This window comes from Bacteroidota bacterium (assembly GCA_016722375.1).
GTDB lineage: Bacteria > Bacteroidota > Bacteroidia > Chitinophagales > LD1 > Bog-950.
In genome coordinates, this window is sequence record JADKJG010000003.1 from 159,640 (window position 1) to 174,451 (window position 14,812).

Sequence of the window (14,812 nt, forward strand, 5' to 3'; positions counted from 1 at the left end):
CGAATATAATTTTATGACCTTGGAAGGTTTAGTTGGCCATCTCACTCATAAATTTGATGCGAACCATTTGAATATCTTCCGGCTCTAATTCATCAGCCTTGAACTCCTCGCAAGCTGCATCAATTGAGTCTGTTGCTGCCGTACGAAAATATTCATAGATATCGCCTATCAGGTCTTCGTCCATGATACTTTTGATGTAGTAGTCAATGTTCATCTTCGTTCCCGAGTTGACAATGGTTTCGATTTCATTAATCAGTTGACCTCGCTTCATGCCGAGCATTTTGGCAATTTCATCTATAGAAATTTTCTTGTCCACCGCTTGAATGATTCGGACCTTATCGCCGCTCTTATTAACCACTCCTTTCACAACAAAATCATAAGGACGATCAATGTCATTATCGTCCACGTACTTTTTAATAAAAGCAATAAACTCCTTTCCATATCTGTCTGCCTTCCCTTTGCTCACTCCGCTGATGTTGATTAACTCATCCATCGTGACAGGGTATTTGGTACACATCTCTTCTAACGAAAAATCCTGAAAGACCACATAAGGCGGAAGGCTATGTCGCTTGCCAACTTGTTTGCGTAATTCGGTGAGTAATTTTAACAGCGCGGGTCTAAAACCGATTTCGCCCCTCCGCCATCATCCACCATCACGTCTGAGCCATCATCTTCAAAGTTATGATTGACCGATACCTTTGTTGCCTTCGGCTTCTTGATAAACTCCAAGCCCAGCTTATTGATCTTCAGCACCCCATACTCCTCGATATCCTTATCCAAATAACCCAACATCATGGCGTTACGGATCACCGCATTCCAGTGATGTTCGTCTTTATCAGCACCCTTCCCAAACAATGGATTCTGGTCATATTTGAAATCCGTCAACTCCTTCACTTTTTTACCCAACAGGAATTTGACCATGTAGGGCAGGTCATGGTTTTCTTTTGTAACTTTTATAGACTCCAATACATATTTTGTGTCCGCCGCAACATCAATTTTCTCTTTAGGATGACGGCAGTTATCGCACATTTTATTACATCCTTTGGCATCGAATCCTTCACCAAAGTAATGTAGCAGAAATTTCCTTCTGCATTCAGCCGATTCGATATAGGCGACCGTTTCATTAATCAACTGGATGTTGCGTTCACGCTCTGCAACGCTTTTATCTCTCAAAAGCTTTTCCAACTTGGATATATCTTTATAGGAGAAATAAACCACACATTCCCCATCTCCTCCATCTCTTCCCGAACGGCCCGTCTCTTGATAATAGTTTTCCAAGGATTTCGGAATATCATAGTGAATGACATAGCGGATATCCGGCTTGTCAATCCCCATTCCAAAGGCGATGGTAGCCACAATCACATCTAGTTCTTCCATCAGAAAGTCATCCTGGGTTTGTGTGCGTAACTTACCGTCCAGACCCGCATGATAGGGCGCGGCCTTAATACCATTAGCACGAAGCACCTTAGATAAATCATCGCAGGTCTTCCGGTTGATTACATATATAATACCTGATTTGCCCGTACGCTGCTTGATAAACTGCACCATGTTCTTGATGGCAAGCTGCGGGGTTTTCTTGGGACGAATCTCGTAGTAAAGATTGGGCCGATTGAAAGAGGAAATGAAGATGTTCGGCTTTTTGAGCATCAACGTCTTCACAATATCACTTTGAACTTTCGGTGTGGCGGTGGCGGTAAGCGCTATGATGGGGATTTTCTGCTCTAATGCTTTGATAATCTCATGAATCCTTCTGTATTCAGGCCGGAAATCATGACCCCATTCTGAAATACAGTGTGCCTCATCCACCGCAATGAAACTGATTTTAACCTCCTTGAAAAAATCTACTGTCTCCTGTTTGGTTAGTGTTTCAGGTGCAACATAAAGCATTTTAGTTTTGCCATCCGTGATATCCTTAAGAACCGCCGTACGTTCCGTTCTGTTGAGCGAAGAGTTTAGGAAGTGAGCTATGCTATCGTTCTCTGAATAGTTCCTGACCAAATCCACTTGGTTCTTCATCAGCGCAATCAGGGGAGAAATAATAATAGCGACCCCTTCATTCAGAATAGCCGGCAACTGGTAGCAGAGTGATTTGCCACCGCCCGTCGGCATGATGACAAAAGTATCCGTGCCTTTCATCAAAGACTGGATAATCTTTTCCTGATCTCCTTTAAATTTCTTAAATCCAAAATACTCCTGTAAAGCCTCTTCAAGCCTCATTGGTGCTACTTCCATAGTGCATAATCATTAAATGAACAAATCAGTCGAGGTAAAAGTTGAATCTATATCTGAGTGGCTTTTGAATTCTGCCTGAAAATAAGGAAAGTTTTGGTAACGGGATGGCGAATTTATAAAGAAGTTTCAAAGAGTAGTTCGAATACTTATTTTTGCGCCCCTTTGATTAACAATAATTGTAAGCCCCGATGAACCATGTTTATGCAGTCATAATGGCAGGCGGCATCGGCAGCCGTTTTTGGCCAGAAAGCCGTACCGCAAAACCTAAACAGTTTCTCGATATTCTCAATACAGGGAAAACCTTGCTCCAGATGACGTACGAGCGATTTCTTCATCTGGTGCCCAGTCATAATATATATGTTATCACCGCCACAGATTATTTCGGGCTTGTTCAGGAACAACTACCTGAATTGCCCGCCCATCAAATTCTCCGTGAACCAATACGCAGAAATACCGCACCCTGTATCACGTATGCTTGTTCTAAAATTCATTTTCTAGATCCAAAAGCTACCGTCATTGTTTCTCCCTCAGACCATCTGATCACTCAGGAAGAAAAATATTATGATGTGCTGAACCGCTGTTTGGACTATGTAAAAAACAACGGGATGCTTATTACCATTGGGGTAAAGCCAACCAAGGCAGCAACCGGATACGGCTATATTCAGTACCGTGACGAACCTTCGCCAGACGGATTTTATAAAGTAAAAACCTTCACCGAAAAGCCCACTCCCGAAATTGCTAAAACGTTTTTAGACAGTGGAGATTTTCTCTGGAACTCCGGCATGTTTGTCTGGAAAGCCAAGACTATCTTAGAAGCGGTCAAAAAATATCTCCCCGAAATGGCAGATGCCTTCCGCGAAGGAGAAAAATACTACAACCAGCCAACCGAAGAGACCTTCGTTCGCAAGGTCTATTCCCAATGCACCAATATTTCTGTTGACTATGGTGTGATGGAAAAAGCAGATAATGTATTCACCATTCCTGCCCAGTTTGGCTGGAGTGATATCGGTACTTGGGATGCCCTATATGACGTATATAAACACGACTATTTAGGCAATGCTGTATCCGGTGATAACGTAAAGATTTATGACTCGTCCAACAATATGGTCATGGTACCTAACAAGAAGTTAGTAGTGCTCCACGGCCTACGCGATTTCTGTGTTATTGATACCGGCGATGTATTGCTCATTTGCCAAAAAAGTCATGATCAGGATGTCAGACAAATAACGGTTGACTTAAAAGTAGCGGGTTTAGACAAACATCTGTAATCTTATTCCCCATGAATTATCCTTCAGTTATCCATTCAAAACTGCCTGCTGTCGGAACAACCATCTTCACCACGATGTCTGCGCTGGCACGAGAGCACCAGGCCATCAACCTGTCTCAGGGATTTCCCGATTTCAATCCTCATCCTGCTTTGATTGCCGAAACAGAAAAAGCCATGAAAGGGGGCTTCAACCAATATGCCCCCATGGCCGGATATCTTCCTCTGCGGGAAAGAATTTCTGAAAAAATAGATTCACTTTACAAACTGGAAGTCAATCCCGAAACTGAAATAACCATTACCGCCGGAGCTACACAGGCCATCTTCACCGCCATACTTTCTATCATTCGCGAAGATGATGAAGTTATTCTTTTCGCTCCGGCTTATGATTGCTATGCGCCGGCTATAGAACTGGCCGGAGGAAAAGCTATCCATTACAACATGGAAGCACCAGATTACAAAATCAACTGGCAAGAGGTCAAGCGGCTCATCAACCAGCGAACCCGGATGATCATTATCAACACGCCACATAACCCGACCGGTACCACCATGAAGGCCGCTGATTTTGCTGAACTGGAAAGGACTATCAAAGCAACCGACATCATCGTACTGAGCGACGAGGTATATGAACATATCATTTTTGACAAGCAGGTTCATCAAAGCATTCTTCGCTACCCTCGGCTGGCAGAAAGAAGTTTTGTTGTCAGCAGTTTCGGAAAAACTTACCACAACACAGGCTGGAAAGTCGGCTACTGCATTGCGCCCGAAACCCTCATGTCCGAATTCCGAAAAGTGCATCAGTTCAACGTGTTCAGCGTGAACTCCTTTGTACAAGTCGCCTTTGCCGAATTGCTCAAACAAAAAGAACTGTACCTAGAACTGAACTCCTTTTATGAAGAGAAACGCGACTTCTTTCGCCGCGCTATTCAATCCTCCCGCTTCAAACTCATGAAATGTGAAGGCACCTACTTTCAATTAGTTTCTTACAGCCGAATCAGCAGCGAGCGCGATGTAGAGTTTGTTCGCCGAATGACCAAAGACATGGGCGTAGCAGCAATTCCCGTCTCGGTTTTTTATCGCCAGAATATTGACAACAGCGTCATCCGTTTTTGCTTTGCCAAAGAAGAAGACACCCTCAAGCGAGCCGCCGACCGCCTACTTAAAATTTAGTCGCTATTATTCCCGAACTTCGTCCGCGTGAATAAGCTCTCCATCACACTCATTCAATCCACTTTACACTGGCAGGATGTTGCCGCCAACCTCCAGATGCTGTCCGAAAAAATTTCGGCGATAAAAAATCCAACGGACCTTATTCTCTTGCCCGAAATGTTCAGCACCGGCTTCAGCATGAACGTGGAAACACAGGCAGAAGAAATGAACAACAGCTGGGCCATAGAATGGATGAAGAAAACAGCTGCCGAAAAGAACTGTGTCGTGACCGGCAGCCTGATGCTGCGCGACAAAAAGAAATTCTTCAACCGCCTCGTTTGGATGAGACCCGACGGCAGTTTTGAAACCTACGACAAACGACATCTCTTTTCCTTTGCCCAAGAAGAAAAAACATTCACCTCCGGAAGAGAACGACTGATAGTAGAACTAAAAGGCTGGAAAATCTGCCCCATGATTTGCTACGACCTGCGCTTCCCCGCTTGGTCGCGCAACCGACTCGTGGAAAGCGAAGCCGCCGCTGCCGCCTATGACCTTCTTATATATGTAGCCAACTGGCCCGAACGAAGAGCCCAAGCCTGGAAATATCTCCTTATAGCCCGCGCCATCGAAAACCAAACCTACGTGGCAGGCATCAACCGCGTAGGCAACGACGGCAACGACATCTATTACTCCGGCGACTCTATGGTGGCCGATGCCCTCGGCAATATCCTCTACCACCGCGAACAATCAGAAGATATCACCACCCTCCAACTGAGCATGGAAGACCTGACCAAAGTGCGAAGACAATTCCGCTTCTTAAAAGACGCCGACCTATTCAATATCAATCCTAAATCAAAATTCAAAAGCCACTGATGCCCTTGCTAAACAAACATAAAGACGAAGAGCAAAAAAGTTTTGCCATGCGATGGTACAATGTCCGCAACCGCATCAAAGAAGAATTCGGACAGCGCCCCGACATCAACGCCATGCTTTTTATCATCGGCATAAATGAAGTCGGCATCGTGAAAGAAACTTGGGAAAAAGAAGAAAAACAAGACCTGATGCACGTAGCCGTTTGCAAACTCCTATCCTCCGAAGGCTATTATCGGTTTGTCGAAACAGATGAAGAAGGCTGGCCACACTACGAAGCCATCAAATCGCTACCACCCTTCGACATGAAGGCGCAGGAAGAACTGCTGAAAAACAAGATTGTGGAATATTTCGAGGCTCTCTAACCTTCATGGCGCGAACAAAACGGCCCATTGAAATAATGATGGCGGCAGCGAAGGAAGAATAGTCGTCCATAGGTGTCTTCCTCATCTGTCTGTCTTACTTTTGTGCAGCGAGGCAGTAATTCGCAAACTGATAAAAGAGTAATCAGTTTACTCCATACTTTTTAGAGAATTTCTCGTTCAGCGCTTTTTGTTTATTGTTCAGATCTATCTTCCTGCCGCTGATAAATGCGAGCTCGATGTTGGATGTTTTCATATCGAGCACATCGCCGGTAGAAACAATGAGGGAAGCATCTTTGCCCTTGGCAAGTGTACCTATGCGGTCGTCAAGCTTCACAATTTTTGCCACACTTGAAGTGACCATTGCCAGCGCTTCTTCTTTAGTCAGTCCATTAGCTACAGCCGTACCCGCCTGAAACATAAGGTTCCGGTTTGGCCATGAACCATCGCCAATACTCAAGCAAAACAAGACTCCGGCTTTCTGCAAAGCTGCGGGGGTTTTATAGGGTTGAGTGATGTCTTCATCGGCATAGGTCGGCAACTGGTGTGTTGGAGCCAAGATGACCGGCACTTTCTTTTGCGCCAGCACATCGGCAATCATGTAAGAATCCTTTCCGCCAACAATCGCTACCTGGACATTGAATGATTCGGCAAACGCAATGGCGTTAAGTATTTCCTGTACATAGTTCACCGATACATAAAGGTTCAGTTGTTTGGTAAATAAACCTTTCATCGCTTCAAAACGCAGGTTGGTCTTGGCGTGAGTTCCTGCCTCCTGATATGATTTTGCATCGGCAAAGTAATCTTTGAGCATTTGAATATCCTTGTCGTAATCTTTATTGGTTTCATATCTCGCCGCCGCTCCTCCTTTATAGCGAAACATAGAAGGCCAGTTCATAGAAATGCCATCCTCTTTCATCAGGGCATCTTCCCAGTTCCAGGCATCAAGTTGTACAATGGCACTGGTGCCGGATATCCATCCTCCCAGCGGAGCGGTCTGAGCAAAAAGAACTCCATTGCTTCTGATGGTAGGCGTTACTCTTGAATCGGTGTTATAGGCAACAATCGCTCTGGCATCCGGGTTGAAGTCGCCTGTTTCGGCATAGTCCACCGTAGCGCGGACAGCATCTATTTCTACCAATCCCAGCGCGGTGTTGGCCGCGATTAGTCCGGGATAAATATGCTTGCCGGCGCAGTCAATGATTTGTCCCATCGTTTCATCGGTTTTGAAAGTGGGGTTTTCTTCGAGGAAGATAATTTTGCCATTCTCAAATCCGATGGTCGCATTGTTCAACACTTTCCCATCACCGGTATGAACCGTGGCGTGAGTCAGATAAATCTTTCCCTTCTGCGGTGGCCCCGGTGATGGCACGTCGGGGGCTTGCGCATTAACGAGCGATAACATAAACGATAGACAGGTGATAGAGATGATGCGCATGTAAATGGGTTTTATATTCATAACAGTTCTTTCTTTTTATGGTTCCATCAATCAATGCTCATCAGAATCTCCACAGGTGTATCCTTTATGATCCTTCAGCGACGGCTCCTGAGTGGGTGCTCCTGATTTCTTTTCATCCAACATTTTTTGAATCAGGCGAGCACGTTTCTTTCTGATTTCGTCGCGCTTCTGCGCGTCTTTATCTATATCATAAAAGAGAATGCCGTCCACAAAAGTTCTTTCTGCCTTTGCGTAGATAGAAAGCGGGTTGTCGCTCCACACTACAATATCCGCATCTTTTCCTGTTTTTATCGAACCGGTTCGATTCTCTAAATGCAGCATCTTTGCCGGGTTATAAGTACAGAGCTTCCAGGCCTGCTCCTCGGTCAAACCGCCATACTTAATTGTCTTAGCAGCTTCCTGATTCAAACGACGCGCCATTTCCGGATCATCCGAATTGACCGCAGTATTAATTCCCACTTTAGTTAAAATGGCTGCATTGTATGGGATAGCGTCAATCACTTCATATTTATAAGCCCACCAGTCGGCAAAGGTAGAAGCATTGGAGCCATGCGCTTTCAATTTGTCGGCCACTTTATATCCTTCAAGAATGTGGGTAAAAGTATTCAGCGTAAAGCCAAAGGAGTCGGCCACGTGAATCAGCATATTGATTTCACTTTGTACATAGCTGTGGCAGGTGACGAATCTTTTCTTGTTCAGTATCTCCAGCAATACATCCATTTCAATGTCTCTTCTCGGCGCAGAAGCAGCATTCTTTGACGCTTTGAAAGCATCCCAAGATTTTCCATACTCACGAGCTTTTGTGAAGTAGTTATAATAAGTCTGCTCCACTCCCATTCTGGTTTGGGGGTAGCGTACCCTTTGGCGATCGCCCCAGTTGGATTGCTTTACATTTTCACCCAAGGCGAACTTGATAAAGCCATCGGCGTTTTCGATTTTCAGTTTCTCCGGCGTATATCCCCAACGAAGTTTAATGATAGCGCTTTGCCCGCCAATCGCGTTGGCAGAACCATGTAACAATTGCGAAGCAATCACACCACCCCCCAACTGGCGATAGATATTGATGTCTTCCGAATTTACCACATCTGCAATACTCACTTCTGCCGTACTGGATTGTCCTCCCTCATTCACTCCTTCGCTGATCGCAATGTGGCTGTGTTCGTCAATAATGCCGCTGGTGACATATTTATTTGTCGCATCAATGGTTTTGCAATCTGCACAAGTCAGTCCTTTGCCCACGGAAGCAATTTTCCCACCCTTAATAATCACATCCGCATTTGATAGAACAAACTCCTTTTCGTTCGTCCATACTGTTCCATTCTTTATTAGGAAACTTTCCTGCTTCGGAATTTCCTCATTTCCATAAGCCATGAAGGGATAAACCACCTTTCCAATTTCTTTGGTGTAATCTGTGGTGTCATTTTTCGCTTTGGAAGTATCTGCCTCCGGCCCTTTGCTTTGAATGGCCGTCCAGGTAATCCAATCGCCGTTTGGCATTTGCCCATTACCACTTGCACTTTTCTTATCATAATCAATCAAGCCGGTCAGGCGGATTTTGTTTTGTTCTGCTTTTTTATCAGGATTGAAAGAAAGAGTGATGTCCTTTTCCTTGTAGGTCAATTTCACTTCCGGCTTCAGCGAATCAGTAATTACAAGATTTGCTTTCGGCGCATGTGCATCGCCGCTTACCTTCAATTTATAGTTGCTGCTTCCCACAGTCAAGGCATATTCTCCGCGAATATCTTTCGGTTCAAAAGATTTGATTTCATATCGAATTCCCTGAACCCAGTTCTCGTTTATTTCAGTTTTCCCATCAAACAAAGGACCGGAGGTGACAAAGAAGTTTGCCAACTTTCCCGGTTCTAATGAACCTACTTTATCGTAAACACTCAGGAACGATGCCGGGTTAAAAGTCAACGCCTTTAAAGCAATGCTAGAATCTAGGCCATACTTCACCGCCTTGCGCAGATTTGCCAGAAAGTGTTCCTTCTTCTCCAAATCAGAAGCAGTGAACGAAAAATCAATTCCGGCTTTTGCTAATGCCGCAGCATTTGTAGGAGCCAACTCCCAGTTTTTCATCTCCTCTAAAGAAACCCAAAGCGATTTGTAAGGGTCTTCCACATCATAAGCCTTGGGGAAATTGAGTGGGATAATCAATTTCGCTTTGGTGTTTTTTATATCTTCTATCCGTTGATACTCATCGCCCTTCCCCTTGATGATATATTGAACGCCAAATTCATCACCCACCTTATCTGCACGAAGAATTTTCATCCAATCGTTCGAAGCATCAAACAATTGCGTCAAACTTTGCTGGCGATTCATTTCTTCCAGATTGATATTGTATTCTTTTTGGTCTTTGGTGTTTTTATACCACTGGGCATCAAAGTAAGTTTGCCGCAACAAAGCAATGCTGCCCATCAAAGAGGAAGGATAGTCCTGCGTGGACGTTCCTTTGCTAAACGAATAGTGCGCGCTCGCTACTGCTTTCACAATCAATTGGTTATTCTGAGTATTAGCCAGAGTGACGACGGTTCCGGTACCGCGGGCAATTCCGTCTTTGCGATGCGAAAGCACCGTGCCAAATCCCTGTTTGCGCCATTCTTCGGCTTTGTCATTGTCCACAGAAAAATTTCTGTCTGCATAAAAATCTGTATGAATCGCCTGATTCCATCCATAAGCCCCTTTTACATCAGACTCCAATTGTGGCCCTTCTTTGCCTTTCGACTTGGTCGCTTCGGGCATGCCGTAATCCGTAAATAAATCAATGAAGGAAGGATAGATGAACTTGCCCTTCATGTCGTGAACAATCGCTCCTTTGGGAATAGCGATTCCGTTTCCGGCATCTACAATCCTGCCATCGCGAATAACCAGCGTGGCGTTTTCCATTTTGGTGTTGAAGTTCTTCCAGATGGTGGCGTTGGTAAATGCGTGAATTCCCTCTCGGTAATCATCGGGCCCGTTGCTAGGAAAAGTGGTTTCTTGTGCGAACAACATAGACCCGGCAGAGAGAAGAGAAATAAAAACTAGGGTTAGGAGGCGAAATGACTTTATCATTTGTTCAATTTTGGAAGTCCGAAAATAAAATAATCTGAAAAAGGCATTGTTAATGAAAGGCGAAAGGGAAATTGACCCTCCATCTTCCAAACTACTTCGAAACGGAAATCATCTCATCCCCGTTCCAAGTAAATTCATGCAGACTATGAATGAGCGTATACAGACCGCCGATAAGCCCTTTGCTGTGGCGCATCATCTTTCTCTAGATCCGAATGAACTGATTCGGGTTTTGAATGAACTAGTTGCCGCCTCGAAACAGCGTATTCCAACTTGGAACACGCTTGTTCCAACTAAGGATACGCTCATTCCAAGTCAGGATGCGCGTGTTTCGGCTCAGCACACGCGTACTCTAACTCAGGATACGCTTGTTCCGGCTTTGAACACGCGTGTCCGGACGAGAACAAGCGTGTTCTGGAAAAAAACTCCGCGTTTTTGGCGTTTTGCCCCCATTTTTTAACAATTGGAGGGTGCTAGAGACTTCTAACCCATCCTTTTTAACAAAAGTGGGTAGAAAGCGGCGCGAAAAGCGAAGCCCGCATCGTAGTGGCACAAACCCCTATTTTTCTATCTTCGCCCGCCTTATGAAACCAAAGAATCCGGGTACGAAAGGGTACCCCGAATACAGTCAACTCGACCTTCCTGCTATCGAAAAAGTAATCCTGAAATTTTGGAAGGACGAAAAGATTTTTGAGAAAAGCATCGAGAGCCGCCCGGAGGATAAGCGCTTTGTGTTTTATGAAGGGCCGCCTTCGGCCAACGGCAAGCCCGGCATCCACCACGTGATGAGCCGGACAATTAAAGATTTGTTCTGCCGCTTCAAAACTTTGCAGGGATATAGAGTAGAAAGAAAAGCCGGATGGGATACGCACGGCCTGCCGGTGGAGTTGAACGTAGAGAAACAACTCGGCATCACGAAGGCCGACATCGGAACGAAGATTACGGTGGCAGAATACAACCGCCTCTGTCGCGAGGACGTGATGAAGTTCACCGGTGTATGGAAAGACCTGACGGAAAAGATGGGCTACTGGGTGGATATGGACCATCCCTATGTCACCTACGAAAACAATTATATCGAGAGCCTTTGGGCGCTGTTGAAGAAACTGTACGACAAAGGTTTGTTGTATGAAGGATATACCATTCAACCTTATTCACCTGCCGCCGGTACCGGTCTCAGCTCGCATGAACTCAATCAACCGGGATGCTATAGGAATGTGAAGGATGTGACGGCGGTGGCGCAGTTCAAAGTCATTCGCGATGAAAAATCAAAATTCCTTTTTGATAGTGAAGATGAGGATGTAAGATTTCTTGCATGGACGACTACTCCGTGGACATTGCCGAGCAATACGGCGCTTGCGGTGGGTAAAAGAGATTGAATATTTTTTGATAAAAACAGTAAACAGGTTTTCGTTTCTGTTCATTAGCCGCTGACTTATCGCTAAGAATTTTGTTTGGCAACATAGGTTTGAATTAGAGGAAGGAGTTGATTTTCGCAATGGATATAAGCATGAGGGTAATTGAGAGGCAGAGTTACTGGTCTTAAGAAACGGTTTATCTTGACCCTATTTTTAAAAAATAAACCTGAAACGCTTTAAGTTGAACTATCTCTATATCCTTCCTGGATAGAGTAACTGACAAAAATATTATGGCTCTGAACTCGAAGGTATTCAATATGAGCAGCTTCTACCTTATGCGCAACCAACAGATGTCGTGCAAATCAAGGAGCAGAGTTGGTTGGAGAATTTGTAACAACCACTGATGGAACAGGAATTGTGCATCTCGCACCTGCTTTCGGTTCAGATGACTTTAAAGTAGCGAAAGAAAAAATTGGCGCGCTAACTTTGGTTGATAAGCAAGGAAAATTTACTGATGAAGTGAACTGACAATGTTTCCATTGGATGGTCACTATGTAAAAGATGATTACTACACCAAAGCTGAACTGGAAAAGGATTATCAGGCTCAAAGAAATCCTTCGTGTCAACAACATCGTTCCTGATTTGAAGAGCCACATGAGTGTGGATGAATTGATTGTTCTGAAACTGAAATTAGAGAACAAGCTTTTCAAGACCGAGAAATACGAACACAACTATCCGCATTGCTGGCGCACCGACAAGCCGGTGATATATTATCCGCTCGATTCTTGGTTTATCAAAACCACCGCCGTCAAAGACCGTCTGATAGAACTCAACAAAACCATCAACTGGAAACCCGCCCATACCGGCGAAGGAAGATTCGGGCAATGGCTGGAGAATCTAGTGGATTGGAATTTGAGCAGCTCCAGATATTGGGGAACGCCGCTGCCAATCTGGGAAAGCGAATACCCTAAATCCCAGAAGGAAAGGCAAATCGTGTGTTATAGGCTGCGTGAGTGAACTGAAAAAAGTGGTCTTGCTGAACTCAAAATGAGATGGAAATCCATCCACTGCCGTTGAAGCTCACGGGTTGAGGAATTGATTTATAAGCCTTTGAAGATGAAATTATCCAGTCGATTCAGGAACTAATGGGGCCTGATTTATGATGTTTGGTTTGATTCGGGGCAAGCCTTATGACCAAGGAATTGAAACCCGAGATACTTACAGGCAGTCGAAAAAAAGCGGCAAGATGGGGACTCAAACCCAATGACTTAGATAATAAATCAATTTGCAAAGAGACTAGAAACAAGCCCACTCCGCAAAAGAAATTCTAGACGCAATTGGCTTTAAAAATTGAACGGCTATAAATTTAGATCAGGATATTGATGCTAGGTTATAAAATAATTCGCTTCACCAATGAGGAGGTAATCGGCAATATGGATTCCGTTATAAATTCTATTTGGAAAGAACTTGCAGGAAGGCCACTTCAAAGGACGAAACCAGAAAGTTTCTTCGGGGGTTGGCTTTTTCCCGCAGATTTTATTGCTGAAGGTGTTGACCAAACTCGTGGTTGGTTTTTCACCTTGCACGTATTGGCCGTCGCTTTGTTCGATTCCGTGGCTTACAAAAATGTAGTGAGCAATGGTTTGCTGCTCGACAAGACTGGCAACAAAATGAGCAAGCGACTCGGCAATATTATCGAGCCTTTTGAACTGCTCGAGAAATATTCTGCCGACGCCACGCGCTGGTACATGATGCGCAACAGCGACCCTTGGGATAATATGAAGTTCGATGTAGCGGGCTTGCAGGATGTAACGCGCTCCCATTTCGGAACGCTTTATAATACTTACTCCTTCTTTGCACTCTACGCGAATATTGACAACTGGAAGATTGATGAGAAGAATATCGTTCCTATCAGTAAGCGCCCGGAATTGGACCGCTGGGTTATCTCCAAACTTCATTCGCTCATCAAAGATGTGACTGCATTCTACGAAGACTACGAGCCAACCAAAGCGGCGCGCGCCATTGAAAAATTTGTAGATGAAGATTTAAGCAACTGGTACGTGCGTCTCAATCGCCGCCGTTTTTGGAAAGGACAAATGAGTGAGGACAAGAAAGCGGCTTACGAAACCTTGCACGAATGTTTGAATGTAGTGGGGCAATTGATGAGTCCGGTGGCTCCTTTCTTTAGCGACTGGCTTTATAGAAACCTGAATGGAGAAAATGCTTCCGTGCATGTTTCTCACTTGTTCAAAGCCAACAAAGAAGTGCTCGACACAGATTTGGAAGAGAGAATGGAACTGGCACAGAGGACTTGCTCTTTGGTTTTGTCGCTTCGCAAAAAAGAAAAGATAAAAGTGCGACAACCCCTCCAGCGTATCATGGTCCCCGTTCTGAATGAACGAATGAAAGCGCAGCTATCCAAAGTAGAAGAATATATTCTTAGCGAGGTGAACGTGAAGGCGATTGAATATATCTCCGATGCTTCAGGTGTGGTCAAGAAGAAAATCAAACCAAACTTCCGCGAACTCGGAAAGAAAGTGGGGGCAAAAATGAAAGCCTTGCAGACTGCCATAGCTGCTTTCACACAAGAAGATTTACAGAAATTGGAGCAGGATAAAGTTTACGCTCTGAATCTGGATGGAGAGAATTTCAACCTTGAAATCAGTGATGTTGAGATTCTCAGCGAAGATATTCCGGGCTGGTTAGTGGCGAGTGAAGGGGCCCTTACTGTGGCTCTCGACGTAACGCTCACAGATGATTTGCGCAATGAAGGAAACGCTCGTGAGTTCGTCAATAAAGTTCAGAACATTCGCAAAGACAAAGGTTTTCAGGTGTTGGACCGCATTAAAGTATCCGTGGTGAAGAATAGAACATTTGAATCCACGCTGACGCAATTCAAAGATTATATCAGCAGTGAAATTCTCGCTAAAGAAATTGAGCTGGTAGATTCGCTGAATGATTTTGAGGAAGTAGAATTGAATGAGGAGATACTAAAAGTAAAAGTCGAACTGAATTAACCCACTAACCCCTGAAGAGGAGACCGGTCAATAGGGGCTGGAAAATACAATAT

10 protein-coding genes and 2 pseudogenes are annotated in these 14,812 nt (G+C 44.6%); 9 read left to right on the forward strand and 3 right to left on the reverse strand.

What is annotated here, in order from left to right; all coding sequences use genetic code 11:
- Positions 1-28 precede the first annotated feature (28 nt).
- Positions 29-2,232 (reverse strand): annotated as a pseudogene (recQ, locus tag IPP77_04400) (DNA helicase RecQ).
- Positions 2,233-2,420: 188 nt separating this feature from the next.
- Here recQ and IPP77_04405 point away from each other — a divergent pair.
- The 4 genes from IPP77_04405 to IPP77_04420 are packed head-to-tail and all read left to right on the forward strand — an operon-like array spanning position 2,421 to position 5,880.
- Positions 2,421-3,500 carry a mannose-1-phosphate guanylyltransferase gene (locus IPP77_04405; GenBank protein ID MBL0308929.1) on the forward strand — a complete coding sequence of 360 codons (1,080 nt, stop codon included), beginning with the start codon at positions 2,421-2,423 and terminating at the stop codon, positions 3,498-3,500.
- An 11-nt stretch (positions 3,501-3,511) separates the two neighbouring features.
- Positions 3,512-4,666: a methionine aminotransferase gene (locus tag IPP77_04410; protein MBL0308930.1), complete on the forward strand. Its 1,155-nt coding sequence runs from the start codon at positions 3,512-3,514 to the stop codon at positions 4,664-4,666.
- A gap of 27 nt (positions 4,667-4,693) precedes the next feature.
- A complete protein-coding gene (locus IPP77_04415; protein ID MBL0308931.1) occupies positions 4,694-5,518 on the forward strand; it encodes an amidohydrolase in 825 nt (274 codons plus the stop codon).
- A 47-nt stretch (positions 5,519-5,565) separates the two neighbouring features.
- Entirely contained in the window at positions 5,566-5,880 is a 315-nt protein-coding gene (locus IPP77_04420) for a hypothetical protein (protein MBL0308932.1), read from the forward strand.
- A gap of 142 nt (positions 5,881-6,022) precedes the next feature.
- Here the strand turns inward: IPP77_04420 and IPP77_04425 are convergent, their stop codons facing one another.
- Both IPP77_04425 and IPP77_04430 read right to left on the reverse strand, forming a co-directional pair.
- Positions 6,023-7,336: an amidohydrolase family protein gene (locus IPP77_04425; GenBank protein MBL0308933.1), complete on the reverse strand. Its 1,314-nt coding sequence runs from the start codon at positions 7,334-7,336 to the stop codon at positions 6,023-6,025.
- A gap of 30 nt (positions 7,337-7,366) precedes the next feature.
- Positions 7,367-10,330 (reverse strand): amidohydrolase family protein, encoded by a 2,964-nt coding sequence (locus IPP77_04430; protein ID MBL0308934.1) that lies wholly within the window; start codon positions 10,328-10,330, stop codon positions 7,367-7,369.
- Between the two features lie 112 nt (positions 10,331-10,442).
- Between IPP77_04430 and IPP77_04435 the strand changes: the two genes are divergently transcribed.
- The 5 genes and pseudogenes from IPP77_04435 (at position 10,443) to IPP77_04455 (ending at position 14,759) form a co-directional block, all read left to right on the forward strand.
- Positions 10,443-10,847, forward strand: a complete 405-nt coding sequence (locus IPP77_04435) for a hypothetical protein (GenBank protein ID MBL0308935.1) — start codon at positions 10,443-10,445, stop codon at positions 10,845-10,847.
- Between the two features lie 124 nt (positions 10,848-10,971).
- Positions 10,972-11,818, forward strand: a pseudogene (locus IPP77_04440) (class I tRNA ligase family protein).
- A 299-nt stretch (positions 11,819-12,117) separates the two neighbouring features.
- Positions 12,118-12,270: a class I tRNA ligase family protein gene (locus IPP77_04445; protein ID MBL0308936.1), complete on the forward strand. Its 153-nt coding sequence runs from the start codon at positions 12,118-12,120 to the stop codon at positions 12,268-12,270.
- 33 nt (positions 12,271-12,303) lie between these two features.
- A complete protein-coding gene (locus IPP77_04450) occupies positions 12,304-12,759 on the forward strand; it encodes a class I tRNA ligase family protein (GenBank protein MBL0308937.1) in 456 nt (151 codons plus the stop codon).
- A gap of 365 nt (positions 12,760-13,124) precedes the next feature.
- Complete coding sequence (locus IPP77_04455; protein ID MBL0308938.1) at positions 13,125-14,759, forward strand: class I tRNA ligase family protein; 1,635 nt, start codon at positions 13,125-13,127, stop codon at positions 14,757-14,759.
- The last annotated feature ends 53 nt before the right edge of the window (positions 14,760-14,812 follow it).

Coding starts and splice junctions, on each gene's coding strand:
- IPP77_04455 (MBL0308938.1), top strand. CDS start 13,125: ATGCTAGGTTATAAAATAATTCGCTTCACCAATGAGGAGGTAATCGGC.
- IPP77_04425 (MBL0308933.1), bottom strand. CDS start 7,336: ATGAATATAAAACCCATTTACATGCGCATCATCTCTATCACCTGTCTA.
- IPP77_04410 (MBL0308930.1), top strand. CDS start 3,512: ATGAATTATCCTTCAGTTATCCATTCAAAACTGCCTGCTGTCGGAACA.
- IPP77_04430 (MBL0308934.1), bottom strand. CDS start 10,330: ATGTTGTTCGCACAAGAAACCACTTTTCCTAGCAACGGGCCCGATGAT.
- IPP77_04405 (MBL0308929.1), top strand. CDS start 2,421: ATGAACCATGTTTATGCAGTCATAATGGCAGGCGGCATCGGCAGCCGT.
- IPP77_04420 (MBL0308932.1), top strand. CDS start 5,566: ATGCGATGGTACAATGTCCGCAACCGCATCAAAGAAGAATTCGGACAG.
- IPP77_04435 (MBL0308935.1), top strand. CDS start 10,443: ATGAAAGGCGAAAGGGAAATTGACCCTCCATCTTCCAAACTACTTCGA.
- IPP77_04450 (MBL0308937.1), top strand. CDS start 12,304: ATGATTACTACACCAAAGCTGAACTGGAAAAGGATTATCAGGCTCAAA.